Raw genomic sequence first — 26423 nt, forward strand, 5'->3', positions numbered from 1 at the left:
AATATTTATTCCGATAGCTGTCGGGACTAAGCTGCTAAGTTTTTAAATTATATTCCAATCATTTTAAAAATGTAAAAAAGTCTCAACAAAATATTGAGACTTTTTTGGAATTTATTTTTTTTGTCACGTCCCGAAGTTCCGGGATCGGGATTGGAAATTATCCAATTACTTCTTTTACTTTTTTACCAATTTCAGCTGGTGAATCAACAACGTGAATTCCGTTGTCTCTCATAATTTGTTTTTTAGCTGCAGCAGTATCATCAGAACCTCCAACGATAGCACCTGCGTGACCCATTGTTCTACCAGCAGGAGCAGTTTCTCCAGCGATAAAACCAATAACTGGTTTACGGTTACCATCAGCTTTTACCCATCTAGCAGCATCAGCTTCTAATTGACCTCCAATTTCACCAATCATAATGATTACTTCAGTTTCTGGATCATTCATTAATAATTCTACAGCTTCTTTTGTAGTAGTTCCAATAATTGGATCTCCACCAATACCAATTGCTGTAGTGATTCCTAAACCTTGTTTTACAACTTGGTCAGCAGCTTCGTAAGTTAAAGTTCCAGATTTAGAAACGATACCAACAGTTCCTTTTTTGAAAACGAAACCTGGCATAATACCAACTTTAGCTTCACCTGGAGTAATAACTCCTGGACAGTTTGGACCAATTAATCTTGAATTTCTTTCTTTAACATAATTATTTGCTTTAATCATATCTGCTACAGGAATTCCTTCTGTAATAGCAATAATTACTTTAATTCCAGCATCAGCAGCTTCCATAATTGCATCAGCAGCAAAAGCTGGCGGAACAAAAATGATAGAAGTATCAGCACCAGCTTGATCAACAGCATCTTTTACTGTATTAAAAACCGGACGTTCTAAATGGCTGGTTCCACCTTTTCCTGGAGTTACACCTCCAACAACATTAGTACCATACTCAATCATTTGAGAAGCGTGGAAAGTTCCTTCGCTTCCTGTAAATCCCTGAACAATTATTTTGGAATCTTTATTAACTAAAACACTCATGATATATATTTTATGTAGTTTTTAAATTTGTGTTGCAAAAATAAGGTTTTGTAATGTATTTTGCCTCTTTTATTGTCAAAAAAATATTAAGAAAATTGACTCATTTGATAACCTCTGTAAAGTTTATCATCTTTGATCTGCCAAATCGTAGAAAAATGTGCTAAAAGCATTTCTTCTCTTGGATTTTCTATCGTTTTTACAAAATGAGAATAACGTACTGATACTAAGTCATCTTCACTAATAATATGACTAATTCTCACTTTAGAACGCACATAAGCACGGCTAAGTTCATTGGCCATTTCCAGTATCGAACCATAATCCATTTGAATAAAACCTTTACTGCTGTTCCATTCCAGTACAACATCAGGATGCAGATATGTTTTTAAAATTTCGCTATCAATTAAGGCATCGGACTTATAAAATTTCTGAACAAATTCTTTAATAGACATATTACTTCAATTTACTTAAAATTTCAGGAATCTTCTTAATATTGGCAAGTTGTTTCAATTTTTCTCTAGATTCTTCAATTGGAGTACCAAAATACGATTTTCCTCCTTCAACAGATTTTGTCACACCGGTTTGTCCCATAACAACAGCTTTTGTACCAATTGTAATACCACTCGTTGTTCCTACCTGACCCCACATTGTCACTTCATCTTCAATAATCACGCAGCCGGCAATACCAGTTTGTGATGCAATCAAACATTTTTTTCCAATAACCGTATCATGTCCAACATGCACTTGATTATCTAATTTTGTTCCTGCACCAATTGTAGTATCACCCGTAACCCCTTTGTCAATTGTACAAAGTGCGCCAATACCAACATTATCTTCAATGACTACTCTTCCGCCAGAAACTAATTGATCAAAACCATCTGGACGCTTTTTGTAATAAAAAGCATCTGCGCCTAAAATAGTTCCAGCATGAATAATTACGTTATCACCAATTATAGTATGATCGTAAATAGATACATTAGAATGAATTAAGCAGTTTTTTCCAATTTTAACATGGTTACCCACAAAACTGTTGGGCTGAATTATAGTACCTTCTCCTATTTCTGCTGATGGTGCAATCGCCACATTCGCAAATTGAAAAGGTTTAAAATGTTTGGTTAGAATATTAAAATCTCTAAATGGATCATCAGAAATTAAAAGTGCCTTACCTTCTGGACATTCCACTTCTTTGTTTATCAAAACAATTGTAGCTGCCGATTGTAAAGCTTTATCGTAATATTTTGGATGGTCAACAAAAACTATATCACCAGGTTCTACAACATGAATCTCGTTCATGCCTAAAACTTGAAAGTCTTTATCACCAATGAATTTGCAGTTAAGCAAATTTGCAATTTCTTGTAAAGAATGACTCTTTGGAAATTTCATATATTATAATTAGAAAATTTGTCAATTAGAAAATGAGTCAATTAGAATATGAATATACAAAAATTATGTCCATTCACAAATTATCTAATTGACTCATTGTCAAATTATCTTAATTAAGAAACTACTCTTTTACACGCTCCATGTAATTCCCAGAAGCTGTATCGATTTTAATTTTATCACCTTCGTTGATGAACAACGGAACGTTTACAGATGCTCCAGTTTCTACCGTAGCAGATTTTGTAGCATTTGTAGCTGTATTTCCTTTTACTCCCGGCTCAGCGTATGTAACTTCAAGAATTACAGAAGATGGCATATCTACAGATAAAGGCAAATCAGTTTCAGTATTTACCTGAACCATTACACTTGTTCCTTCTTTCAATAATCCTGGAGCATCCAGAATATTTTTATTTAAAGAAATTTGCTCAAAAGATTCCGTATTCATAAAATGAAATTCATCTCCTTCAGCATATAAAAATTGATAATTATGCGTTTCTACACGCACATCGTCTATTTTGTGACCTGCAGAAAATGTATTATCCAATACTCTTCCTGTAGTTAAACTTCTCAATTTTGTTCTTACGAAAGCAGGACCTTTTCCAGGTTTTACGTGAAGAAATTCAACGATTTTATAAATATCGTGATTGAATTTAATACACAATCCGTTTCTAATATCTGATGTAGATGCCATTTGTTTTTTTATTTTAGATTTTAGAATGTAGATTTTAGATTCTAAATAGAGAATCAATCTATCATTTCATTTTTTTGATAATTTTATTTTTTAATCTTTAGGTTAGAAATCTAAAATCAGAAATCTAAACTCTAAAATTAATAATTCCCTGAATAACCTTTCATAATTCCTCGTGATGAATTTCTGATAAAATCCAAAATTTCATCTCTCTCAGGAGTAGCTTCCATTTCGGCTTCAATAATACTTAAAGCCTGTGTTGTATTGTAGTTCTTTTGGTATAAAATTCTATAGATTTCCTGAATTTCTCTAATTTTTTCAGTACTGAAACCTCTTCTTCTTAAACCAACTGAGTTTATCCCAACATAAGATAATGGCTCTTTTGCCGCTTTTGTAAACGGAGGAACGTCTTTTCTAACCAAAGATCCACCAGAAATCATGGCATGATCTCCAATATGAATAAATTGATGAATAGCAGCTAAACCTCCAATAACAGCATGATTACCAACAACGACGTGACCTGCTAAAGCAACACCATTAACAATGATTGCATTGTTTCCAATTTCACAGTCGTGAGCAATATGCGCATAAGCCATTACTAAACAATTGTTTCCAATCACCGTTTGACCAGATGCAATTGTTCCTCTATTTATAGTTACACATTCTCTAATAGTACAATTATCACCGATAATAGCAAGAGAATCTTCACCTCCAAATTTTAAATCTTGCGGCACTGCAGAAATAACAGCTCCTGGAAAAATATTACAATTTTTACCAATTCGAGCGCCTTCCATAATGGTCACATTTGAACCAATCCAAGTACCATCACCAATAACAACATTATTGTGAATTGTTGTAAATGGCTCTATTACAACGTTTTTAGCGATTTTCGCGCCAGGATGAACATATGCTAATGGTTGATTCATCTGTATGTTTTATATTTTTAATTAAAATATTCTAATTTCAGGCAACAAACCTAAACAATAAATTTGATAATTTATTATTGTTTTCTTGCTATTTGTGCCATTAATTCTGCCTCAGTTACTAATTTACCATTTGCATAAGCGTTTGCCTGCATATGACAAATTCCTCTTCTGATTGGAGAAATCAACTCACATTTAAATATTAAAGTGTCTCCTGGCAATACTTTATGTTTGAACTTTACATTGTCAATTTTCATAAAATAAGTTAAGTAATTTTCCGGATCTGGAACTGTACTTAAAACCAAAATACCTCCTGTTTGTGCCATTGCTTCAACAATTAAAACTCCTGGCATTACTGGTGCTTCAGGGAAATGCCCTACGAAGAAATTTTCGTTCATAGTTACATTTTTCAAACCAACAACATGACGATCAGACATTTCAATAATTCTGTCAATCAACAAAAATGGTGGTCTGTGAGGAAGCATTGCCATGATTTTATGAATATCCATCAAGGGTTCTTGATTTAAATCATAAGTAGGAACATGATTTCTCTGCTCTATTTTAATAATTTTAGCCAATTTTTTAGCAAACTGAGTGTTTACAAAGTGACCTGGTTTATTTGCAATAATTTTCCCTTGAATACGAACTCCAATAAGAGATAAATCTCCAATAACATCAAGTAATTTATGTCTTGCTGCCTCATTTGGGTAATGTAATGTCAAGTTATCTAAAACTCCATTTGGTTTTACAGAAATTTCCTCTTTACCAAATGCTTTCTTTAAATTCTCCATTGTAGACTCAGAAATCTCTTTATCTACATAAACAATTGCATTATTTAAATCACCACCTTTAATAAGTCCGTTTTCTAACAATGACTCTAATTCATGTAAAAAACTAAAAGTTCTTGAGCTCGCGATTTCTTGTTTAAAATCTGAAAGGCTTTTTAATGTAGCATTTTGAGTACCTAAAACTTTTGTGCCAAAATCTACCATTGTAGTAACTTGATATTCATCGCTTGGCATAACAAGAATTTCGCTTCCGGTTGCTTCGTCTGTAAATGAGATAACCTCTTTTACAACATAAACATTACGGCTTGCATCTTGTTCTTCAATTCCAGCTTTTTCGATTGCTTCAACAAAATATTTTGATGAACCATCCATAATAGGAAGTTCAGAGGCATTCAATTCAATAATGATATTATCCAAATCGCATCCAACTACAGCAGCTAAAACGTGCTCTGGTGTTTGAATTTTCACTCCTAATTTTTCAAGATTTGTACCTCTTTGAGTATTAACAACATAATTAGCATCAGCCTCAATTACTGGCTGGCCTTGCAAATCTACTCTTACAAAAGTGAAACCATTATTAACGGGAGCAGGTTTAAAAGTCATTGTAACTTCTTTTCCAGTATGTAATCCAACTCCTGTTAGTGAAATTTCATTCTTGATGGTCTTCTGTTTAACCATTATTTCCATTTTTTGGGTTTATTATTTGTTTTTTTAATTCTTCAACTTCAGACACAATTTTAGGCAGATTTTTAAAGTGAACATACGACTTATTAAAATCTGTATATCCAAGAGATGGAGTTCCTTGCAGAATTTCATCATCTTTAATATTCCTTGCAACTCCAGACTGTGCCTGAAGTCTCACATTATTACCTATAATTAAATGTCCTGCAATACCTACCTGCCCGCCAATCATACATCCTTCTCCAATTTTAGTAGAACCCGCAACGCCGCTCTGTGCAGCAATTACAGTGTTTCTTCCTATTTCTACATTGTGAGCAATTTGAATCTGATTGTCTAATTTTACTCCTTGTCTAATTATTGTAGAACCAAGAGTAGCTCTGTCTATTGTAGTATTTGCACCAATATCAACGTTATCTTCAATAATAACATTTCCAATTTGTGGTACTTTACTATAAACACCTTCTTCATTTGGTACAAAACCAAAACCATCTGCACCTATTATAGTTCCAGAGTGAATGGTACAATTATTACCAATTACGGTTTCTGAATAAATTTTGGCACCAGCAAAAATGAAGACATTATCGCCAATAACAACGTTATCACCAATAAAGCTGTTTGGATAAATTTTTACATTATCTCCCAAAACAACATTCTGCCCTACATAACTGAAACTTCCTAAATACAGATTTTCTCCATGTTTAGTCCCTTCAGACATAAAAGACTGCGGTTCGATGCCTGTTTTGTTTAATTTAACCTGATTATAAAAATGCAAAAGCTTAGAAAACGCTGCATAAGCATCTTCTACTTTTATTAGAGTAGTAGTAATTTCCTGTTCAGGAACAAAGCTGTCGTTAACGATTGTAACTGTCGCTTTTGTTGTATATATATAGTTGATATACTTTGGATTAGCCAAAAAAGTAAGCGATCCTTCCTCGCCCTCTTCTATCTTAGAAAGCTTAGAAACTTCTGCATTGGGATTCCCAACAACTTCTCCTTCTAAAATTCCTGCTATTTGTTCTGCTGTAAATTTCATCGCGACAAAAATATAAAAAATAGATTTTAAATGTTAATTTTAGATAAGTTGTTTTGGGAAACAGATATAATATTTTGTTACCAATTTAGATAACGATTTCAAATTCAGCTGATCAGAAGCTTCAACAACATCCTCAATTGTTTTATCTTTTTTCAAAATTCGAATGGGTTCTGCTTCTTTACTATAGGCTTGGTTTTTAATTTTTCCTCTAAAAATAAAATAACCGGCTTCTAATTGTGTAATATGGTGCAAGTTGGCAAACTGTTCTTTCAACGATTGGGATTCCTCCATTGAAATTTTCTCTGCACTTAACTTTATTTTCAATAAATCTCTGTTAATGATCATTTTGCTCAATGTACTTAAAACAAAATCGTCTTGTTTCTGCCAAGCTTTCAAAGCACTAATAATATCAAAATCATCAAGCTGCGAAAACAAATCAAGTTTTTCAGCATCAAAATCATACAAAGTGACCTTATTATGCATAAAATACGAAAGCGGTTCACTGCAAGGTAAGTTAATTCCCTTCAAAGTCAATTCTTTAGCTCTCTTTAATGTTTTCATTAAAATTAATTCGGCAACCAAACTTGTTTTATGCAAGTAAGCCTGCCAATACATTAATCGACGCGAAAGCAGAAATTTTTCTACAGAATAAATTCCTTTCTCTTCAATAACCAAAACATCATTTTCAACATTCATCATCTGAATCAATCGTTCAGAATTCACATTTCCTTCTGCAACTCCAGTATAAAAACTGTCACGTTTCAGATAATCCATTCGATCCATATCCAACTGACTTGAAATCAATTGCAGCATGAATTTTCTGTGATATTCTCCTTTAAAAACCTGAATTGCCAAACTCAATCTACCGCCAAATTCTTCATTCAGCTGATTCATAAATAATAATGATATGGCTTCATGATGAACATCTTCCACAATACTTCTTTCCATTGCGTGAGAAAATGGCCCATGCCCAATGTCATGAAGTAAAATGGCTATTAATAAAGCATTTTCTTCTTCTGGAGAAATCACAACATCTTTAAAACGAAGCGTATCAATTGCTTTCTGCATTAAATGCATACATCCTAATGCATGATGAAAACGTGTGTGATTCGCGCCTGGATAGACCAAATACGACAATCCCATTTGAGAGATACGGCGAAGACGCTGAAAGTATGGATGTTGGATTAAATCGTAAATCAGCTCGTTCGGAATCGTGATAAAGCCATATATAGGATCGTTGAATATTTTTAATTTGTTGATCTGAGTCACTATCGGGTTATTTTTTTGGTCAACAAATATAAGTAAATAAGAATAAAGAGTTTGGAGTTTTTTATTTTAAAATCAATACCAAGATTATAATGACTGTCAATATACTAGATTTAAAAATGTAAAAAATCACCATAAAATCATAGTTGAACTTTCAGAACTTTATACTATTTTTAATACTTTTTAAGTTCTATAACTTTAAATTGCAGTAAAAATAAAATTTGTTTATGGATAAGATAAAAATACTTTGGGTCGATGATGAAATCGATCTTTTAAAGCCCCATATATTATTTCTAGAAAAAAAGAATTACGAAGTTACAACATGCAATAACGGACTTGACGCTATTACATTATTTGAAGAAGATAATTTCGATATTGTTTTTTTGGATGAAAACATGCCCGGAATGAGCGGACTGGAAACACTTTCTGAAATGAAAGAGAAAAAATCAGCTATTCCTATGATTATGATTACCAAAAGTGAAGAAGAATATATAATGGAAGAAGCCATTGGTTCTAAAATCGCTGATTATTTGATTAAACCAGTAAATCCAAATCAGATTTTATTGAGTTTGAAGAAAAATTTAGATCATTCTCGACTGATTTCTGAAAAAACAACTTTGGATTATCAGAAGGAATTCCGAAAAATCGCAATGGAATTAGCAATGGTTAATTCTTATGAAGACTGGGTTGAATTGTATAAAAAATTACTTTTTTGGGAGTTAGAGCTTGAAAATATTAATGATCAGGCGATGATCGAAATTCTGGAATCTCAAAAAGTAGAAGCAAACTCGCAATTCGGAAAATATATCGAGAGAAACTACGAAGATTGGTTCGAACCAAAAGCAGATAAACCAATTCAATCTCATACTTTATTTAAGGAATTAGTCGTTCCAGAATTAAAAAAGAAAGACAAACCTGTTTTATTTGTTGTAATTGATAATCTTCGTTACGACCAATGGAAATCTTTTGAAACAGTAATTTCGAATTATTACAAGCTGGAAAAAGAAGTTCCTTATTATTCTATTCTTCCAACTGCGACTCAGTATGCTAGAAATGCTATTTTCTCAGGTTTGATGCCTTTAGACATGGAAAAAAAATTCCCTGAATATTGGAAAAATGATGTGGAAGATGGCGGAAAAAATCTTTATGAAGCAGAGTTTTTATCAGCTCAATTAAAACGTTTGGGATTGAATCTTAAAGAAGATTATTTTAAAATCACCAATTATGCTGCTGGTAAAAAGCTTGCAGAAAACTTCAAAGCTTTAAAAGGAAACGACTTAGTAACTGTGGTTTACAATTTTGTAGATATGCTTTCGCATGCCAAAACCGAAATGGAAGTGGTAAAGGAATTAGCTTCAGATGACAAGGCATATCGTTCTTTAACCTTAAGCTGGTTTAAAAATTCACCTTTATTAGAAATTATTCAGCAGGCACAAGTTTTAGGTTTTAAATTAATCCTAACAACAGATCACGGAACAATTAATGTAAAAAATCCGTCGAAAGTTGTGGGAGATAAAAATACAAGTCTAAATTTGCGTTACAAAACTGGACGTAGTTTAACGTATGAACAAAAAGATGTTTATGTCGTAAAAGAGCCAAAAACAATTGGTTTACCTGCAATAAATATGAGTAGTTCGTTTATTTTTGCCAAAAATGATTTTTTTCTGGCTTATGTAAACAACTACAATCATTATGTGAGTTATTACAAAAACACGTATCAGCACGGCGGAATTTCATTAGAAGAAATGATTATTCCGTTCTTGGTTTTTAACCCGAAATAAAAAAGTTTTCAGTCTCAGTCGAAGTATCCGTTTTCAGTGTTTAACTGAGATTGTAAACTGCGACTGAGACTTAAATAAAATAAAAATAATAATGAACATCGTTTTTTCTTTAGATCAAATTCAACAAACTGCCCAGCAGATTTTAGATTCAAACCCTAAAAAAATCATTCTTTTTAATGGAGAAATGGGCGTGGGGAAAACTACTTTAATTAAGCAGTTATGTAAAAGTTTAGGAGTTCAGGATGCAACAAGCAGTCCAACTTTTTCTTTAGTTAACGAATATTACACAACTGACAATCAAATCGTTTATCATTTTGATTTTTACAGATTAAACAAAGAAACCGAAGCACTCGATATGGGTGTTGACGATTATTTATATTCTGGAAGTTGGTGTTTTATCGAATGGTCTGAGAAAATTGAAAATCTGCTTCCAGAAGAAACTTCGACCATTACAATTGAATTGCTAGAAGACGGTAAAAGAAATTTAAATTTAGTTTAAAACCTTGTAAAGATTTCTTAACATTCTCATCTTATAGTATTAGCAGAATTTTTGCATTAAATTTAAATCTTTTTACGTAATTTGTACTCTTAATTTTTTGTGCCACCCATGTCAATCACGTTAACTCCATTTACAAAACAACAATTAATACCGCAAGAAGAAAAACTTGAGGTTGGTCGTTTTAAAAGAGAACTTTTTATTGGAATCCCTAAAGAGACAAGCTATCAGGAACGTCGGATCTGTCTGACTCCCGATGCTGTAAACTCTCTGACTTATGCAGGTCATCGTGTTATGATTGAGTCTGGAGCTGGAGAAAGTTCTAGCTATACCGACAAAGAATATTCTGATGCGGGTGCAGAAATTACAAAAGACACAAAAAGAGTTTTTGGCTGTCCGTTTCTATTAAAAGTAGAACCGCCGACTTTAGCCGAAATTGAAATGATTAATCCTGAGACGGTTATTATTTCAGCTATTCAGCTCAAAACTAAAAAGAAAGCTTACTTTGAAGCTTTAGCGCAAAAGAAAATCACAGCATTAGCTTTTGAATATATTAAAGACGAAGACGGTTCTTATCCAGCTGTAAAATCATTGAGCGAAATCGCTGGAACAGCTTCTATCCTTATCGCGGCTGAACTAATGATTACAAATGAATTTGGAAAAGGACTTTTATTCGGCAATATTACTGGCGTCCCTCCTACTGAAGTTGTTATTTTAGGAGCTGGAACAGTTGGAGAATTTGCAGCAAAAACCGCAATTGGTTTGGGCGCAAATGTCAAAGTTTTTGATAATTCAATCACAAAATTACGTCGTTTACAAAATAATTTAAGCCAAAGAATTTTCACTTCAACCATTCAGCAGAAAGCCTTATTAAAAGCTTTAAGACGTTGTGATGTGGCTATCGGCGCCATGCGCGGAAAAGAACGCTGCCCGATTGTTGCTACAGAAACTATGGTGGAACACATGAAAAAAGGTGCCGTTATTGTTGATGTAAGCATTGATACAGGTGGTTGTTTTGAAACTTCAGAAGTTACAACTCACGAAAAACCGACATTTATAAAAAGCAATGTTTTACACTATTGTGTACCAAATATACCTTCAAGATATTCTAAAACTGCTTCATTGTCAATTAGTAACATCTTAACACCATATCTGCATCAGATAGCCGAAGATGGTGGTTTAGAAAGTGCAATTCGATGCAATAAAGGTCTTAAAAACGGTATTTATCTTTATCACGGAATCCTAACAAACAAAGCCATTGCCGAATGGTTTGATTTACCAGATAACGATATTAATTTACTTGTATTCTAAAGGAACTTTAATGTACCTTTGCAAAAATTTTATTTCATGAAGTTCGTACACCGTTTTGCATATTACCTAATTGGCCTTATTATGGGCTGTTTTTTTGTAGCTCTTGTTTTTAGTGGAAAAGATACCCGTTGTAATTATTTCCCAAATGCCCGAGTTCTAAATAATCTTCGAACAAAACCTTTTCAATATTCAGAAAAAGCAATTCAGACCTTAAACGAAAAATGGGTTGATACAGCCGATATCAAAAATACTTTGACTTACGGAGATGTTGACTTCGATCAAAGCAATGTTCCAATGAATAAAGGAAAACTTTATATCATAGAAGGTAAAACCGTAAAAAATCAAGAAATTATTCTAAAAGTGGTGAATTATGAAAATAAAGCTGTTTTAGAAGAAATCATCAAAAAATAACAGCAAGATTTGTCATTTTGACTAAAAGGAGAAATCACACTATAAGCTCTACAAAGACTGAATTTTATTTTGCGGAAATTCTAGTGTGATTTCTCGTTCCTCGAAATAACAACAACATTAAATTTAATCCTATTTCACTAAAATATTTCTAAAAGCCACAAAAATTCAAAGTTTTTTATTTGCTTCTTCGTCACTCTAAAACTTTGTCTCTTTTAACAAATTACCATTCAATTTCCTTCAATCCTTTTGATTTTAAGAATTCATTTGTCTGGCTAAAATGCTTATTTCCAAACCAAAATCCTCTATTTGCGCTTAATGGCGAAGGATGTCCCGATTTTAAAATGTGATGTTTTGAGGCATCAATCAAAGCTGCTTTCTTTTGAGCGAAACCACCCCAAAGTAAAAAGACAACATTTTCTCTTTCAGCAGAAATTTGTTTGATAACAGCATCCGTGAATTTTTCCCAGCCTTTTCCTTGGTGACTTCCTGCTTCCGATTGTCGAACTGTCAAAGTCGCATTTAATAGAAAAACACCTTGATCTGCCCAGCGTTCTAAATTTCCAGTATTCGGCAACGGTATATTAAAATCCGTTTGAATTTCTTTGAATATATTTTGAAGTGATGGTGGAAACGGGATTCCATCGTTTACAGAAAAACACAAACCATTGGCCTGATTAGGTCCGTGATAAGGATCTTGACCTATGATCACCACTTTTACTTCATCAAAATGACAGTGATCAAAAGCTGAAAAAATCTGATTCCCTTTAGGATAACAAACTTTAGCAGCATATTCAGATTTTACAAAATCAATTAATGTATTGAAATATGGTTTTTCGAATTCTTCATTCAAAACTGGTTTCCAAGAAGAATGCATTTTTACGTCCATAATTTTTTTATGCTAATTTCAGAAATAAATACTTAAAATCAAAAAGTCAAAAGTCGAAATTCAAAGTCAAAACTATAAGTAAAAATGAAAGCCAATGAAAAAACGGATAATTCATAACTTATCACTTATAATTAATAATTAACAATTCACAATTGATGAATGTTTTCGTACTTTTGCTGTTACTTTCATAAAGAAATTAAATGATCAGTATTACCGATAAAACATTACAAGACTTACAATTTCCAACAGTTCTCGAAACCATTTCAGATGGATGCAACACCGACATTGGAAAAGAAAAGGCTTTACGAATAAAACCATTTAGAGATAAAGAAGAATTGATGCAGTCTTTAATGCAGACATCAGAATATGTTTCTTCTTTTCAAAATAATAATGCCATTCCGAATCACGGATTTGACGCCATCACGCACGAAATTAAGTTTTTAGCAATTGAAGATAGTTTCCTGGAAGTAGGAAGTTTTAGAAAAATTGCTAATCTTTCTGCAACCGCAAATGTATTATTGAGTTTCTTAAAAAAATTCGATGATTATTATCCGAATCTTAATGCAAGAGCTTCGCGTGTAGAATTGACCAAAGATATAATTTCGGCTATTGACGCAATCGTCGATAAATATGGCGAAATAAAAGATAACGCCTCCCCCGCTTTATTAAGTATTCGCCAAAATATGAACTTGGTCCGCGGAAAAGTAAACCAAAGTTTTGGTGTTGCCTTAACTCAGTATAATGGCTTAGGATATCTGGATGACATTAAAGAAAGTTTTGTTCAAAACCGTCGCGTTTTAGCAGTTCTTGCCATGTATCGCCGTAAGGTAAAAGGCTCAATTTTAGGGAGTTCTAAAACTGGAAGTATTGCATATATCGAACCTGAAGCTACTTTAAAATATTCTCGTGAGTTAGCCAATCTTGAATATGAGGAGAAAGAAGAAATTACTAGAATTCTAAAGAATTTATCGAATGTAATTCGTCCATATCTTCCTTTACTAATTGAATATCAAGACTTTTTGAGTGATATAGATGTTGTTGCCGGAAAAGCAAAATATGCTAATCGCATTAACGGAATTTTACCAACAATTACAGAAGACAGAAGATTATTTTTTAGAGAAGCGTATCATCCTATTTTGTATTTGAATAACAAACAAAAAAAAGAAATTACGCATCCGCAGACAATTGAACTAAAACAAGAAAATAGAATTATTGTAATTTCTGGGCCAAATGCCGGAGGAAAAACCATTTCCTTAAAAACGGTTGGTTTATTACAATTGATGCTGCAATCTGGAATTTTAATTCCGGTTCACGAAAGGAGTGAAACTTTCTTGTTCGATAGAATATTAACAGATATTGGTGATAATCAATCTATTGAAAACCACTTAAGCACGTATAGTTATCGACTAAAAAACATGAATTATTTCTTGAAGAAATGCAACAAGAAAACCATGTTTTTAATTGACGAATTTGGTACTGGTTCTGATCCTGAATTGGGTGGCGCTTTAGCAGAAATTTTCTTAGAAGAATTTTACCATCGTGAAGCTTTCGGAATTATTACAACGCATTATTCCAATTTAAAAATTTTGGCTAACGAATTGCCATACGCAACAAATGCGAATATGATGTTTGACGAAAAATCATTAGAACCCATGTACAAATTGGCTTTAGGTCAGGCTGGAAGTTCATTTACATTTGAGGTTGCTCAGAAAAATGGAATTCCGTTTGGATTGATCAATCGTGCAAAAAAGAAAATTGAAGTTGGAAAAGTTCGTTTCGATAAAACTATTGCAACACTTCAGAAAGAAAGATCAAAACTTGAAAAAACTTCTCTGAATTTAAAAGAAGAAGAAACTCGTGCTCGTGAAGAAAGTAAAAAGATGGAAAACATCAATACGAGAATTCAGCAAAAATTAGAAAGCTATCAAGAATTGTACGACAGTAATCAGAAGATTATATATATAGGACAAAAAGTTGATGACATCGCTGAAAAATATTTCAATAACAAAAACAAAAAAGAGCTAATTGGCGAATTATTGAAAATTGTTGAAATCGAAAATTCAAAACGAAAAAAAGCAACTCCGAAAGAAGCTAAAGCAAAAGTTGAAAAGCAAAAAGAAATTATTGCTGAAGTTTCTGTAAAGGTTGAAGAAATACGAAAAGAGAAAAAAGAGAAGAAACTTAAACCGGTAATAGAAAAACCAAGACCAATTTTGAAAATTGGTGACCGAGTAAGAATGCTCGACGGAAGATCTGTTGGAAGTATAGATTCGATCGAAAAAAATAAGGCAACTGTAAATTATGGAATTTTTACATCTAAAGTAAGTTTGGATGAATTGGAATTGGTTGAAGCGGCGAAAAAATAAAGTTTTCAGTCACAGTCACGGTTTTCAGATCTTAAAAGTGTTAATATTTGAATAAAATTGAAATAAAGCCTTTTAAGAAGCGTTTTTAAATATTACAACAAAAGAGGTCGATATTTTTTAAAAATCAATTATAAATAATTTATTAAAGTCAATTTTGATCTATTAAATTTATTAAAAAAGATAATTCAATAGAATTATTAAATAGTACTATAAAAAACAAGAAAAACACAATATCAATAATTTTCTACGTTTGAGAGTATAGTACAAAACTTTACATTCCATAATGGAAAACCTTCAAACAAATAAAAAAATAATTCTATTCGACGGAGTTTGCAATCTCTGTAACTCCGCCGTACAATTTATTATCAAGCAGGACAAAAAAGATCTATTCAGATTTGTGGCATTGCAATCAGAATTAGGAATTTCGATTTGTAAACATTTAGGAATTAGCTTTTCAAAAATGGACAGTATAATTTTGTACGATCCTGGCACAGCTTATTTTTATAAATCTTCGGCAGCCATTGAAATAGCAAAAAACTTTGGAGGCTTTTGGAAATTAATTCCAATTTTTAGAATTGTTCCAATTTTTATCAGTGACTTTATTTACGATTATATTGCCAAAAACAGATACAACTGGTATGGCAAAAAAGAAAGCTGCATGATTCCTACTCCGGAGTTGAAATCTAAGTTTTTGTAAAATGTCAATTTCATAAAATATTGTCATTTCTGAAATGACAAACTAAAAAAAATAAAAAATCCCAAACTCCAATAATTCGGAATTTGGGATTTTAAAAATTGAAAATTAACCAATAGTTATCTAATTAACTTTCTGTATTTCAAACGTTTTGGAGTTAAATCACCACCAAGACGTTTCTTTTTATTTTCTTCATAATCAGAGAAACTTCCTTCGAAGAAATATACTTCAGAATCTCCTTCGAAAGCTAAGATGTGTGTACAAATTCTATCTAAGAACCATCTGTCGTGAGAAATAATTACAGCACAACCTGCAAAATTTTCCAAACCTTCTTCCAATGCACGAAGTGTGTTCACGTCAAGATCATTCGTAGGCTCATCCAGTAAAAGTACGTTACCTTCTTCTTTTAATGTCATTGCTAAGTGTAAACGGTTACGCTCTCCACCAGATAACATAGAAACTTTTTTGTTTTGCTCGCCACCTCCAAAGTTGAAACGAGATAAATAAGCTCTTGAGTTAACCTGCTTTCCACCCATCATTACTAATTCTTGGCCATCTGCAAAATTTTCCCAGATAGATTTATTTGGATCAATATTAGAGTGAGACTGATCTACATAAGCAATTTTGACTGTTTCACCAACTGAAAATTCTCCGCTGTCAGTAGCTTGTTCTCCCATAATCATTTTGAAAATAGTAGATTTACCAGCACCATTTGGTCCAATAATTCCAACAATACCAGCCTGTGGCAAAGTAAAATTCAAATTATCATATAATAATTTCTCTCCAAAAGCTTTGGCAACATTTTTAGCTTCAATAACATTTGTTCCTAAACGAGGTCCGTTCGGGATATAGATTTCTAGATTTTCATCTAATTGTTTTTGATCTTCATTTAACAATTTGTCGTAGTTCTGTAAACGAGCTTTTTGTTTTGTCTGACGGCCTTTTGCACCTTGGCGAACCCATTCCAACTCACGCTCTAAAGTTTTTCTACGTTTAGAAGCCACTTTTTCTTCTTGAGCCATACGGCTTGACTTTTGATCTAACCATGAAGAATAGTTCCCTTTCCACGGAATACCTTCACCTCTATCTAACTCCAAAATCCAACCGGCAACGTTATCTAAGAAATAACGGTCGTGCGTTACAGCAATTACAGTTCCTGCATATTGCGCTAAGTGCTGCTCTAACCAAAGAACTGACTCAGCATCAAGGTGGTTAGTAGGCTCATCAAGTAACAATACATCTGGTTGCTGCAATAACAAACGACATAAAGCTACACGACGACGCTCACCTCCTGAAAGGTTTTTAATAGGCGTATCTCCTTCTGGAGTACGCAAAGCATCCATTGCAATTTCTAATTTTGTATCGATTTCCCAAGCACCAAGAGCATCAATTTTATCTTGTAATGCTGCCTGGCGGTCCATCAACTTATCCATTTTATCTGGATCTGAGTAATTTTCTTCAAGACCAAATAAATCATTAATTTGATTGTATTCTTCTAAAACTGCCATAGTCTCAGCTGCTCCTTCTCGAACAATTTCGATAACCGTTTTAGAATCATCAAGAATTGGCTCTTGCTCTAAATATCCAACAGTATAACCTGGCTGGAAAACAACATCCCCTTGATAGTTCTTATCTACTCCAGCAATAATCTTTAAAAGTGAAGATTTTCCAGAACCATTAAGTCCCAAAATACCAATTTTTGCTCCGTAAAAGAAACTCAAGTAAATATTTTTAAGAACAGGTTTGTCTGCTCCTTGATAGGTTTTACTCAATTTCTGCATTGAGAAAATTACTTTCTTATCGTCTGACATTTTTATATTTTTTATTTATTATTCTTAATTATTATTGAAATTTGCTATTGTAATTGTAATTGATTTTTCTAAACCCTTCCTTTCAAAGCATTGAAAACCCAAGCATTAGCAAAAAAACCAACTCCAACAGCAGCAAATCCCCAGCCTGAAACATCACTGTATCTAAAAATACCAAGACCTATAAGTAACAATCCCATAAGTACCATTATAAAAGTAGCCCATCCTAAAACGGTATTTTTATTCATTCCCATAATTGTGTAATTATTTTTAAGTAGTAAAATTTTTAGAAAGGCAAATATCGTGAATTTTAACGGCTTAATTAAATATTTTATACAGCATTTCTTTTAACAAATCTGATTGTGGTAAAGCATTGGCCCCTACACCTTTACTTTTAACATCAATGTCACGCAAAGCTCCAACAATCTGACTAACCTTTCTCATTGGATAATTTTTTACGGCCAAATCATATTCTTTCAAGAAATACGGATTTACACCAATTGCCGCCGCAACATTTTTTGGATTTTTATCTTTTAGTCCGTGATATTTTAAAAGTTGTATAAAAAATCCAAACACTAGTCCTGTTGTCATCACCAAAGGATATTCTTTCGGGTTATGAGCAAAATTTTCAGCAATCTTATAGGCTTTTAGCTGATTGCGTTCGCCTATTGCTTTTCGAAGTTCAAAAACATTATAATCTTTACTAAAACCAATATTTTCCTCGATATGCTCAGGCATAATCATAGTCCCTTTTGGTAAAATAATCTGTAGTTTTTCAAGTTCATTATTAATTTTACTTAAATCTGTTCCTAAAAATTCCACCAGCATAGCATTCGCTTTGGGATCAATTGTATATTTTTTTCCTGCTAAAACACGTTTTATCCAGTCTCCTACTTGATTTTCATATAACTTTTTACTTTCATAAACAACACCTTTCTGCGCTAATAGTTTAGTAACTTTTTTACGTTTATCAAGTGTTTTGTATTTGTAACAGAAAACCAAAACCGTAGTTTCCATCGGATTGTCTACATACGATTCTATCTTATCAATTGTACGAGATAAATCTTGAGCTTCTTTAACAATAACAACCTGACGATCAGCCATCATAGGATAGCGCTTGGCCGTTGAAACAATATCATCAATAGAAACATCTCTTCCGTACAAAACTGTCTGATTAAATCCTTTTTCTTCTTCAGCTAAAACATTCTGCTCAATATATTCGGATAACTTATCTATATAATAAGGTTCTTCACCCATTAAAAAATAAATTGGTTTAATATTTCCGGCTTTTATATCGTTAACAATTTTTACTACTTCGTCCATCTACTTTTGTTTCAAGTTCAGGTTTTAGGGTCGAATTTCAATAACTTGAAACTTTATCCCGAGACTTCGGGAGAAACCTGAAACTATTTTATATTTTTGCTTTATGTTAAAACTTAATTTCCCTGCTTATACTTTCCGATTCAAAAATAGCGAAAATAAAGTGTCTATTTTTGATGAAATCAGGAAAAAATTTATAATTCTTACGCCTGAAGAATGGGTTCGCCAGCACGTTGTTCATTATTTAATGCATGAAAAAAAATACCCAAAGTCACTTATAAACGTAGAGAAAGTTTTAACCGTCAACGGATTACGAAAACGTTACGATGTTGTAGTATTCAATTCAGACGGCACCATACATATACTAGTAGAGTGTAAAGCGCCAGAAGTTAAAATCTCTCAGGCAACTTTTGATCAAATTGCCCGTTATAATATGACAATGCAGGCACGGTTTTTGAATGTCACAAACGGACTAAACCATTTTTATTGTCAAATGGATTTTGAAAACGAAAAATATGAGTTTTTAAGAAACCTGCCTGACTATAAAGAAAACCATTAAAAATAAATAATTAATATACTTTTGGATAAAATAGCAGTTGTCATTTTAAATTGGAACGGGGTAAAATTGCTGGAGCAGTTTTTACCGTCTGTTATTCAGTTTTCAGAAGGAGCATCTATATATGTTGCTGATAACGATTCTACAGATAATTCTATTGAATTTGTTACAGAAAATTTCCCTACCGTTAAGATTGTAAAAAACACAGGAAATCATGGCTTTGCAAAAGGTTACAATGATGCCTTAAAACATATTGATGCAGAAATTTATGCATTGGTCAATTCAGATATTGAGGTAACAGAAAACTGGCTGAAACCAATTCTTGAGACTTTTGAAAATGAAAAACAAACCGCAATTATTCAGCCTAAAATCCTTGATTTTAAAAACAAAGAATATTTCGAATACGCTGGTGCAGCAGGCGGTTTTATAGATAAATTTGGTTATCCTTTCTGTCGAGGCAGAATCTTCGAAACAATCGAAAAAGATAATGGACAATACGATAATAATTGCGAATTGTTCTGGGCTTCGGGTGCTTGCTTTTTCATCAGAAAAAATGTTTTTCATGAACTTGGAGGTTTCGACGAAAGCTTTTTTGCGCATCAGGAAGAAATAGATTTATGCTGGCGCGCTTCTAACGAAGGGCATATTATTAAATACAATTATCACTCAGTGGTTTACCATGTTGGAGGAGCAACATTACAACAGGGAAATCCAAAAAAGACCTATCTGAATTTTAGAAATTCATTATTAATGATGGTCAAAAATCTACCTCGAAGAAGATTATTTTTTGTGATTTTCTTTCGTATGATTTTGGATGGTATTGCAGGTATGCGTTTCCTTACACAAGGAAAATTTGGACATACTTTTGCCGTTTTAAAGGCACATTTTTCATTTTATTGTTTATCTTTAAAATATATCGGAAAAAGAAAAGATTTTCAGATACAGCAATACTATATGGTTAAAAGCATCGTTTTCCTTTATTATATAAGGAAACTGACTTTATTTAAAGAAATCTTTAACAGTATTCAAAATATTAAAAACTAAATTTGTAATCAAGTCTAATTAAAATTAAATTTATGAGAAAAATAGTTATCGCACTATCAGTATTAATGGCACTAACATCATGTGTTTCTAAAAAGAAATATGCTGAGTTAGAAGCTAAGAACAAGGAGACTCAAGATTTGTTAAACTCTTGTACTGTAAAATTAAACACGTGCTTAGAAGAAAAAGCTGGATTGGCTGCTACAGCGGACAGCTACAAACAACATAACAAAGATTTAATCAGCAGCTCTAAAGATTTAACTATCTTAACAACTAAAGGTGCTGAGAATCTTGAAAAATCTCTTGAAAGTTTAAAAGAAAAAGATTTAAAAATCTCTAGACTTCAAGATGCTTTAACTAAAAAAGACAGTGTTACTTTAGCATTAGTTACAAGCTTAAAAGGAGCAGTTGGAATCAACGATCCAGACATCGAAATCAATGTTGAAAAAGGAGTTGTATTTATCTCTATCGCTGATAAATTATTATTTAAAAGCGGAAGCTACGACGTAACTGATGCAGCAAAAGGTGTATTAGCAAAAGTTGCAAAAGTAGTTAATGACAAACCAGATTTCGAATGTATGGTTGAAGGACACACTGATAATGTTCCTTACAAAAGCAACGGAATTATCTTAGACAACTGGGATTTAAGTGTGAAACGTTCTACTTCTATAGTTCGTGTATTAACAAACGATCTTGGAGTAAACCCAGCTAAATTAATTGCTGCAGGTAGAAGTTCTTATGTCCCATTAGTTGCTAATGATACTGCTGAAAACAAAGCACGTAACAGAAGAACTCGTATCGTAGTTATGCCAAAAATCGATCAATTCTATGATATGATTGAAAAAGAAATGAAAAAACAAGCTAAATAATCCTTGTTTTAAATTCTATAAAAAACAGAAAAAGCAGGTCAATTGACCTGCTTTTTTGTATTCTTAATTTCTGTAATTAAAGAATAACATTATTTTAAATAACTAACTAAATTTTAACTTTAATAAAGTTAGGTATTATTTTTAAACTTTTATACAATTAAAGTATTTATTTACAAAATATCAATATCGCCTTTTCCTTCTCTTACAATAACCGGCTCATGCTCAGAAAGATCAATAATTGTAGAAGCAATATTATCTCCGTAGCCGCCATCGATTACTAGATCTACAAGATTCTGCCATTTCTCAAAAATCAATTCTGGATCTGTAGTATATTCAATCACATCATCTTCATCACGTATAGATGTAGAAACAACTGGATTTCCTAACTGACGTACAATTTCTAAGATTATATTATTATCCGGAACACGAATACCAACCGTAGTTTTCTTTTTAAACTCTTTTGGAAGATTATTATTTCCAGGCAAAATAAAAGTATACGGCCCAGGTAAAGCTCTTTTTAATATTTTAAAAGTCGAAGTATCAATCTGACGTACATAATCTGATATGTTACTCAAATCGTGACAGATAAACGAGAAATTAGCTTTCTCTAGTTTAACTCCTTTTATTTTTGCAATTTTTTCCAACGCTCTCGAATTGGTAATATCACAACCCAAACCGTAAACAGTATCCGTTGGATAAATTACCAATCCCCCATTCTGAAGCACTTTTACAACTTTTGCAATTGCCGCTTCACTAGGTTTATCAGGATATATTTTTATAAATTCAGCCATTTTTTTTATTAAGAATAAAGATGTTAGATAATAGAATAAAGACTTCTCTTAAATTCCTTTAAAATTTTGCAAACAAATAACAACATTGCAATAGCTAGTAAATTTAACTTTAAATGAAAAATACTTTCACTTTCTCGAAATGCTAATAAAAATTGAGAGAATTGAAAATCAAAACCAGTGAATATATCATTAGTTAAATCTAAAGTAAAATTTACCGCAATTCCATTTACTGATGTGTAATAGATACCATAAATTTCAAAACCAATTAGTTGTAAAATTAAAGAAATGATAACTAAATTTAATCCTCTCAAGTATTTTTTCTTATTTAATACCCATGCGGAATAAGTACAAAAAGCAAAAAATAAAAATGGCATAATAAGCTGAATATAAAAAGGTCCTCTATATTCAATAACATTAGTAGTAAAAATTAAATATGTCATAAACAGTATCCCTACAATGCCTCCAAAAAACTGATAAATTTCAATAAAATTAAGTTTCTTTAAGAGCGTCTTATCAATCATTTTTAATTTTTAATTTTTAATTTTTAATTTCCTACCCTACCACATCAAGTTTAGCAAATCTCAAAAGTAATTTCTTAATTCCTCCCACTTCAAATTTGATTTCTGCTTTTTTATCAGCGCCAACACCTTCTAGATTAACAACTTCTCCTTTTCCAAAACGCTCGTGCATTACGATATTTCCAACAGTCAATTTACTGTCAAACAAATTTGGTGCACTTGCATTCGGATTCGTTCCTACAGGTTTTAACTTTCTGATATTTAGATCTGGTTTCGGATTATTATCTGTAACATGTTTTGGAGGCGTTCCTCCAATTGGTTTTGCTAATCGGAGTTTAGATTTGTCAACATCACCAAAAATATCACCATCGATTGGCGATTTATAGCGGTAATTAGTTTCTGCCGGAGTTAGATATTCTAGAAACTGTCCGTCAATTTCTTCAATAAAACGAGATGGCTCACTGTCTGTCAATTTTCCCCAGCGGTAACGAGACTGAGCGTAAGTCAAATACGCTTGATGTTCTGCACGCGTTAGCGCTACATAAAACAAACGACGTTCTTCTTCCAATTCACTTCTCGTACTCATACTCATAGCACTCGGAAACAAATCTTCTTCCATACCCACCACAAAAACGTGCGGAAATTCCAGTCCTTTTGCTAAGTGAATCGTCATTAAAGCGACGCGATCATCATCATTCGTATCTTTATCTAAATCTGTTGCCAAGGCCACATCTTCCATAAATTCAGAAAGCGCGCCTCTTGCTCCGTCAATTTCTCTTTGTCCTTCGGTAAAATCTTTAATACCGTTTAAAAGCTCTTCTATATTCTGAATTTTAGCCATTCCTTCCGGCGTAGCATCTTTCTTTAATTCCTGAACCAAACCAGTTTTTTTAGCAACGTGATCTGTAATGTAAAAAGCATCCTGATTCTGATCGATAACCTGAAAACTCTGAATCATCGTTACAAAATCTTTCAGTTTATTTTTTGTTCCGGTATTTAGTTTCAAATCAATTTTATCGATATTCACCATTACTTCCCAAATCGAACGTTTGTAATGATTTGCCGCAATCGTCAATTTTTCTACCGTTGTGTCGCCAATTCCACGAGCTGGATAATTAATCACACGAATCAATGCTTCCTCATCTTTTGGATTCAAAACCAAACGTAAGTAACACAAAACATCCTTAATCTCTTTACGCTGGTAGAACGATAATCCACCGTAAATTCTATACGGAATATCACGCTTTCTTAATGCATCCTCCATTGCGCGCGACTGCGCATTCGTACGATACAAAATCGCAAAAGATCCATTATGAAGCTGATTTTGCATTTTCTGCTCAAAAATCGTACTCGCTACAAAACGACCTTCTTCAGCATCTGTCAAACTCCTGTGAACTTTAATTTTTGGTCCAAATTCGTTCGCAGTCCAAACCACTTTATCCAGTTTGGTTTTATTATGCTCCATAACCGTATTTGCCGCTTCCACAATATTTCGCGTCGAACGATAATTCTGTTCCAAACGAAACATTATTACGCCCTCATAATCCTTTTGGAAATTCAAAATATTATTAATATTCGCACCACGGAACGCATAAATACTCTGCGCATCATCTCCAACCACACAAATATTCTGAAACCTGTCAGATAAAGCCCTAACAATCAAATACTGAGAGTGATTTGTATCTTGGTACTCATCCACCAAAATATATCTAAAGCGATTCTGATACTTCGCCAAAACCTCTGGAAAACGAGTCAGCAACTCATTTGTTTTCAACAACAAATCATCAAAATCCATTGCACCCGCCTTAAAACAGCGGTCAACATACTGCTGATATATTTCTCCCAACCTTGGCCTTTTCGCCATTGCGTCGGCTTCAACCAATTCTGGATTATTAAAATACGCTTTAACCGTAATCAAGCTGTTTTTATAACTCGATATACGGCCTAAAATTTGTTTTGGTTTATAAATATCACGATCCAGCTGCATTTCTTTAATAATCGAAGAAATCAATCTCGCCGAATCCTGAGAATCATAAATAGTAAAATTGGAAGGATAACCCAAGTGATCCGATTCTGCACGCAGGATACGCGCAAAAATAGAGTGAAAAGTTCCCATCCAAAGATTTTTTGCCTCACTCGCACCCACAATATCCGAAATCCTGTGTTTCATCTCGCGGGCCGCTTTATTGGTAAAAGTCAGCGACAAAATATTGAAAGCATCAACACCCTGAGCCATCAAATAAGCAATTCTAATTGTCAAAACACGGGTCTTTCCCGAACCTGCACCAGCAATAATAATCATTGGCCCGTCTTTTTTTAAAACAGGCGCCCTCTGCGCTTCGTTGAGCTGGTCAATATATTTCTGCATGTAATTTTCTCCTTTTAGGCAAAATTAAGAATTAATACTTTAAATAGCTACTAAGATTCTGAGGTTCTGAGATGCTAAGTTTTTTAATTTTTGAAGCTTAACAATTGGCATTTTTTCTAACATGGTTTCCCGCTTTCGGCTTTATCTCTTCGTTTCACTACGAGGATAACGCCTCAATCGGGGCTAGACTCAAACAATTGGCTTCTTTTAAATATTCAAAAAAAATTAAATATTATACCTTTTTTCAATTTCTCTTTAAACTCTGAAAAAGAAATAACTCTGCCAGCTTTTATCATCCTCACTTTTTTGAAGTTCTTCGTTTAGAGTTTCACCAGAAAAGTTTTCAGAAATATCTTCAAAGTTCTCTAAAATTTCATTCATTTTTATACTATTTATACTTTCCATAATTTTAAAAGTTCAATTCTCCGTTAAAAAAAAATTACACAAAACTCTTAAAATGAATAGCCGTCGGTTTTAACCAACGGTTGGTTGGGTAATGCATTCAAGGCTTCATCCAAAATGATGAAGTTAGTTAAAGCCTTGCCTATTTAATTTTCAAAGATACGTTTGTTAAAAGCAACGGCAACTCAAAAAATCTTAGCATCTTAGTCCCGAAGCTTCGGGATAGAACCATAGCTCCTTACCTAAAAAACACATCATAAGCAAAGCGTATCAAAGTTCCTACGACCACAACCAAAAAGAAAATTCGAATAAAACCATTTCCTTTATTAATCGCTAGTTTTGCGCCCATCCAGCCTCCAAGTCCATTGCTTACTGCCATCGGAATTGCAATTGACCAAATGATTTTTCCTTTAATCATAAACAAACAAATGGAACCAAAATTCGTTGCCAAGTTGACCATTTTCGCATTAGCGGAAGCGTGAAGAAAATCAAAACCCAGAAGCGCAATAAATGCAACTACAAAAAAACTTCCAGTTCCTGGTCCAATAAATCCGTCGTAAAAACCAACTATAATACTAATAACAACCGCATAAATTATTTGTGTCGTTGCAGAATGATCTTTTGCAACATGTTGTCCGAAGTTTTTCTTTGCGTAAGTATATATAAAAAGCAGCGACAAAACCACAAGCAAAAGTGGTTTCATAAAATCGTTACTTACCATTGTTAATATCGTAGAACCTAAAAATGCCGAGGGAACTGCCAGACACATCATTATGATCAACAATTTCCATTGAATAACCACTTTCTTCAAATATTGAAAAGCTGCAAAAGCCGTTCCACTGAAAGCTGGAATCTTCAATGTTCCCACAACAGTCGAAACGGGAAGATTGGGTAATAAAATTAATCCCATTGGAGTCTGGATTAGTCCGCCGCCACCCACAATTGCGTCAATAAAACCTGCAGCAAAAGCCGCTAAACAAAGAAAAAATATGATATAGGAATCCATCAAAACTGTATTT

At 33.0% G+C, this 26423-nt stretch carries 26 protein-coding genes; 9 read left to right on the plus strand and 17 right to left on the minus strand.

Going from position 1 to position 26423, the window contains the following annotated elements:
• Positions 1-157 precede the first annotated feature (157 nt).
• The 8 genes from sucD to BSF42_RS00960 all read right to left on the minus strand — a co-directional run bounded on the left by sucD (position 158) and on the right by BSF42_RS00960 (position 7789).
• A complete protein-coding gene (sucD, locus tag BSF42_RS00925; protein WP_095951248.1) occupies positions 158-1030 on the minus strand; it encodes a succinate--CoA ligase subunit alpha in 873 nt (290 codons plus the stop codon).
• An 86-nt stretch (positions 1031-1116) separates the two neighbouring features.
• Positions 1117-1479 carry a nuclear transport factor 2 family protein gene (locus BSF42_RS00930; protein ID WP_095951249.1) on the minus strand — a complete coding sequence of 121 codons (363 nt, stop codon included), beginning with the start codon at positions 1477-1479 and terminating at the stop codon, positions 1117-1119.
• A 1-nt stretch (position 1480) separates the two neighbouring features.
• The gene (locus tag BSF42_RS00935; RefSeq protein ID WP_095951250.1) at positions 1481-2410 is read right to left on the minus strand and encodes a UDP-3-O-(3-hydroxymyristoyl)glucosamine N-acyltransferase; all 930 of its coding nucleotides are present in this window, start codon (positions 2408-2410) and stop codon (positions 1481-1483) included.
• A 121-nt stretch (positions 2411-2531) separates the two neighbouring features.
• Positions 2532-3098 carry an elongation factor P gene (gene efp, locus BSF42_RS00940; protein ID WP_029270178.1) on the minus strand — a complete coding sequence of 189 codons (567 nt, stop codon included), beginning with the start codon at positions 3096-3098 and terminating at the stop codon, positions 2532-2534.
• Between the two features lie 137 nt (positions 3099-3235).
• On the minus strand, positions 3236-4021 hold the full coding sequence (lpxA, locus tag BSF42_RS00945) for an acyl-ACP--UDP-N-acetylglucosamine O-acyltransferase (RefSeq protein WP_095951251.1): 786 nt from the start codon (positions 4019-4021) through the stop codon (positions 3236-3238).
• A 74-nt stretch (positions 4022-4095) separates the two neighbouring features.
• A complete protein-coding gene (locus BSF42_RS00950; protein ID WP_095951631.1) occupies positions 4096-5484 on the minus strand; it encodes a bifunctional UDP-3-O-[3-hydroxymyristoyl] N-acetylglucosamine deacetylase/3-hydroxyacyl-ACP dehydratase in 1389 nt (462 codons plus the stop codon).
• Complete coding sequence (gene lpxD, locus BSF42_RS00955; protein WP_095951252.1) at positions 5477-6520, minus strand: UDP-3-O-(3-hydroxymyristoyl)glucosamine N-acyltransferase; 1044 nt, start codon at positions 6518-6520, stop codon at positions 5477-5479. The genes BSF42_RS00950 and lpxD overlap by 8 nt, the downstream gene beginning before the upstream one ends.
• 39 nt (positions 6521-6559) lie before the next feature.
• Positions 6560-7789, minus strand: coding sequence for an HD domain-containing protein (locus tag BSF42_RS00960; protein ID WP_095951253.1), 1230 nt, complete (start codon positions 7787-7789; stop codon positions 6560-6562).
• Positions 7790-8013: 224 nt separating this feature from the next.
• On the opposite strand from BSF42_RS00960, the gene BSF42_RS00965 reads away from it, so the two are divergent.
• From BSF42_RS00965 to BSF42_RS00980, 4 genes are all read left to right on the plus strand, one after another.
• Positions 8014-9567, plus strand: coding sequence for a bifunctional response regulator/alkaline phosphatase family protein (locus BSF42_RS00965; RefSeq protein WP_095951254.1), 1554 nt, complete (start codon positions 8014-8016; stop codon positions 9565-9567).
• Between the two features lie 91 nt (positions 9568-9658).
• Entirely contained in the window at positions 9659-10066 is a 408-nt protein-coding gene (tsaE, locus tag BSF42_RS00970) for a tRNA (adenosine(37)-N6)-threonylcarbamoyltransferase complex ATPase subunit type 1 TsaE (RefSeq protein WP_095951255.1), read from the plus strand.
• 108 nt (positions 10067-10174) lie between these two features.
• Positions 10175-11374: an alanine dehydrogenase gene (locus tag BSF42_RS00975; protein ID WP_095951256.1), complete on the plus strand. Its 1200-nt coding sequence runs from the start codon at positions 10175-10177 to the stop codon at positions 11372-11374.
• Between the two features lie 36 nt (positions 11375-11410).
• Positions 11411-11785 carry a DUF4258 domain-containing protein gene (locus BSF42_RS00980; RefSeq protein WP_095951257.1) on the plus strand — a complete coding sequence of 125 codons (375 nt, stop codon included), beginning with the start codon at positions 11411-11413 and terminating at the stop codon, positions 11783-11785.
• Between the two features lie 220 nt (positions 11786-12005).
• On the opposite strand, the gene BSF42_RS00985 is transcribed toward BSF42_RS00980, so the two are convergent.
• Positions 12006-12671, minus strand: coding sequence for a uracil-DNA glycosylase (locus tag BSF42_RS00985; RefSeq protein ID WP_095951258.1), 666 nt, complete (start codon positions 12669-12671; stop codon positions 12006-12008).
• A 200-nt stretch (positions 12672-12871) separates the two neighbouring features.
• Here BSF42_RS00985 and BSF42_RS00990 point away from each other — a divergent pair, with 200 nt between their 5' ends.
• Complete coding sequence (locus BSF42_RS00990; RefSeq protein WP_095951259.1) at positions 12872-15037, plus strand: DNA mismatch repair protein MutS; 2166 nt, start codon at positions 12872-12874, stop codon at positions 15035-15037.
• A gap of 283 nt (positions 15038-15320) precedes the next feature.
• Entirely contained in the window at positions 15321-15734 is a 414-nt protein-coding gene (locus BSF42_RS00995; RefSeq protein ID WP_095951260.1) for a thiol-disulfide oxidoreductase DCC family protein, read from the plus strand.
• 116 nt (positions 15735-15850) lie between these two features.
• Here the strand turns inward: BSF42_RS00995 and ettA are convergent, their stop codons facing one another.
• The 3 genes from ettA to holA form a co-directional block, all read right to left on the minus strand.
• Positions 15851-17542 (minus strand): energy-dependent translational throttle protein EttA, encoded by a 1692-nt coding sequence (gene ettA, locus BSF42_RS01000; protein WP_035680920.1) that lies wholly within the window; start codon positions 17540-17542, stop codon positions 15851-15853.
• A 68-nt stretch (positions 17543-17610) separates the two neighbouring features.
• Positions 17611-17793 (minus strand): CAL67264 family membrane protein, encoded by a 183-nt coding sequence (locus BSF42_RS01005; RefSeq protein WP_095951261.1) that lies wholly within the window; start codon positions 17791-17793, stop codon positions 17611-17613.
• A gap of 64 nt (positions 17794-17857) precedes the next feature.
• The gene (holA, locus tag BSF42_RS01010; RefSeq protein ID WP_095951262.1) at positions 17858-18862 is read right to left on the minus strand and encodes a DNA polymerase III subunit delta; all 1005 of its coding nucleotides are present in this window, start codon (positions 18860-18862) and stop codon (positions 17858-17860) included.
• A gap of 103 nt (positions 18863-18965) precedes the next feature.
• Between holA and BSF42_RS01015 the strand changes: the two genes are divergently transcribed.
• The 3 genes from BSF42_RS01015 to BSF42_RS01025 are packed head-to-tail and all read left to right on the plus strand — an operon-like array spanning position 18966 to position 21325.
• Entirely contained in the window at positions 18966-19418 is a 453-nt protein-coding gene (locus BSF42_RS01015) for a type I restriction enzyme HsdR N-terminal domain-containing protein (protein ID WP_095951263.1), read from the plus strand.
• 21 nt (positions 19419-19439) lie between these two features.
• A complete protein-coding gene (locus tag BSF42_RS01020) occupies positions 19440-20459 on the plus strand; it encodes a glycosyltransferase family 2 protein (RefSeq protein ID WP_095951264.1) in 1020 nt (339 codons plus the stop codon).
• Positions 20460-20491: 32 nt separating this feature from the next.
• On the plus strand, positions 20492-21325 hold the full coding sequence (locus BSF42_RS01025; protein WP_095951265.1) for an OmpA family protein: 834 nt from the start codon (positions 20492-20494) through the stop codon (positions 21323-21325).
• Between the two features lie 170 nt (positions 21326-21495).
• On the opposite strand, the gene BSF42_RS01030 is transcribed toward BSF42_RS01025, so the two are convergent.
• From BSF42_RS01030 to BSF42_RS01045, 5 genes are all read right to left on the minus strand, one after another.
• A complete protein-coding gene (locus BSF42_RS01030; protein ID WP_095951266.1) occupies positions 21496-22116 on the minus strand; it encodes an L-threonylcarbamoyladenylate synthase in 621 nt (206 codons plus the stop codon).
• A 23-nt stretch (positions 22117-22139) separates the two neighbouring features.
• Entirely contained in the window at positions 22140-22637 is a 498-nt protein-coding gene (locus tag BSF42_RS01035; protein WP_095951267.1) for a hypothetical protein, read from the minus strand.
• Between the two features lie 31 nt (positions 22638-22668).
• Positions 22669-25002 carry an ATP-dependent helicase gene (locus BSF42_RS01040; protein ID WP_095951268.1) on the minus strand — a complete coding sequence of 778 codons (2334 nt, stop codon included), beginning with the start codon at positions 25000-25002 and terminating at the stop codon, positions 22669-22671.
• Positions 25003-25257: 255 nt separating this feature from the next.
• Positions 25258-25407: a hypothetical protein gene (locus BSF42_RS22385; protein WP_172426634.1), complete on the minus strand. Its 150-nt coding sequence runs from the start codon at positions 25405-25407 to the stop codon at positions 25258-25260.
• Positions 25408-25642: 235 nt separating this feature from the next.
• The gene (locus tag BSF42_RS01045) at positions 25643-26410 is read right to left on the minus strand and encodes a TSUP family transporter (RefSeq protein WP_095951269.1); all 768 of its coding nucleotides are present in this window, start codon (positions 26408-26410) and stop codon (positions 25643-25645) included.
• Positions 26411-26423 lie beyond the last annotated feature (13 nt).

It is taken from the genome of Flavobacterium sp. ACN6 (assembly GCF_002304005.1).
Taxonomy (GTDB): Bacteria; Bacteroidota; Bacteroidia; order Flavobacteriales; family Flavobacteriaceae; genus Flavobacterium.

What these genes read in the sequence shown, in the direction of transcription:
- BSF42_RS01005 (WP_095951261.1), bottom strand. Translation starts at nt 17,793, where the DNA reads ATGGGAATGAATAAAAATACCGTTTTAGGATGGGCTACTTTTATAATG.
- BSF42_RS00935 (WP_095951250.1), bottom strand. Translation starts at nt 2,410, where the DNA reads ATGAAATTTCCAAAGAGTCATTCTTTACAAGAAATTGCAAATTTGCTT.
- BSF42_RS01040 (WP_095951268.1), bottom strand. Translation starts at nt 25,002, where the DNA reads ATGCAGAAATATATTGACCAGCTCAACGAAGCGCAGAGGGCGCCTGTT.
- BSF42_RS00985 (WP_095951258.1), bottom strand. Translation starts at nt 12,671, where the DNA reads ATGGACGTAAAAATGCATTCTTCTTGGAAACCAGTTTTGAATGAAGAA.
- BSF42_RS01045 (WP_095951269.1), bottom strand. Translation starts at nt 26,410, where the DNA reads ATGGATTCCTATATCATATTTTTTCTTTGTTTAGCGGCTTTTGCTGCA.
- BSF42_RS01030 (WP_095951266.1), bottom strand. Translation starts at nt 22,116, where the DNA reads ATGGCTGAATTTATAAAAATATATCCTGATAAACCTAGTGAAGCGGCA.
- holA (WP_095951262.1), bottom strand. Translation starts at nt 18,862, where the DNA reads ATGGACGAAGTAGTAAAAATTGTTAACGATATAAAAGCCGGAAATATT.
- BSF42_RS00990 (WP_095951259.1), top strand. Translation starts at nt 12,872, where the DNA reads ATGATCAGTATTACCGATAAAACATTACAAGACTTACAATTTCCAACA.
- BSF42_RS00930 (WP_095951249.1), bottom strand. Translation starts at nt 1,479, where the DNA reads ATGTCTATTAAAGAATTTGTTCAGAAATTTTATAAGTCCGATGCCTTA.
- BSF42_RS22385 (WP_172426634.1), bottom strand. Translation starts at nt 25,407, where the DNA reads ATGGAAAGTATAAATAGTATAAAAATGAATGAAATTTTAGAGAACTTT.
- BSF42_RS01035 (WP_095951267.1), bottom strand. Translation starts at nt 22,637, where the DNA reads ATGATTGATAAGACGCTCTTAAAGAAACTTAATTTTATTGAAATTTAT.
- BSF42_RS00975 (WP_095951256.1), top strand. Translation starts at nt 10,175, where the DNA reads ATGTCAATCACGTTAACTCCATTTACAAAACAACAATTAATACCGCAA.
- efp (WP_029270178.1), bottom strand. Translation starts at nt 3,098, where the DNA reads ATGGCATCTACATCAGATATTAGAAACGGATTGTGTATTAAATTCAAT.
- BSF42_RS00950 (WP_095951631.1), bottom strand. Translation starts at nt 5,484, where the DNA reads ATGGTTAAACAGAAGACCATCAAGAATGAAATTTCACTAACAGGAGTT.
- tsaE (WP_095951255.1), top strand. Translation starts at nt 9,659, where the DNA reads ATGAACATCGTTTTTTCTTTAGATCAAATTCAACAAACTGCCCAGCAG.
- BSF42_RS00980 (WP_095951257.1), top strand. Translation starts at nt 11,411, where the DNA reads ATGAAGTTCGTACACCGTTTTGCATATTACCTAATTGGCCTTATTATG.
- lpxD (WP_095951252.1), bottom strand. Translation starts at nt 6,520, where the DNA reads ATGAAATTTACAGCAGAACAAATAGCAGGAATTTTAGAAGGAGAAGTT.
- BSF42_RS00965 (WP_095951254.1), top strand. Translation starts at nt 8,014, where the DNA reads ATGGATAAGATAAAAATACTTTGGGTCGATGATGAAATCGATCTTTTA.
- BSF42_RS01025 (WP_095951265.1), top strand. Translation starts at nt 20,492, where the DNA reads ATGAGAAAAATAGTTATCGCACTATCAGTATTAATGGCACTAACATCA.
- BSF42_RS00995 (WP_095951260.1), top strand. Translation starts at nt 15,321, where the DNA reads ATGGAAAACCTTCAAACAAATAAAAAAATAATTCTATTCGACGGAGTT.
- BSF42_RS01015 (WP_095951263.1), top strand. Translation starts at nt 18,966, where the DNA reads ATGTTAAAACTTAATTTCCCTGCTTATACTTTCCGATTCAAAAATAGC.
- sucD (WP_095951248.1), bottom strand. Translation starts at nt 1,030, where the DNA reads ATGAGTGTTTTAGTTAATAAAGATTCCAAAATAATTGTTCAGGGATTT.
- lpxA (WP_095951251.1), bottom strand. Translation starts at nt 4,021, where the DNA reads ATGAATCAACCATTAGCATATGTTCATCCTGGCGCGAAAATCGCTAAA.
- ettA (WP_035680920.1), bottom strand. Translation starts at nt 17,542, where the DNA reads ATGTCAGACGATAAGAAAGTAATTTTCTCAATGCAGAAATTGAGTAAA.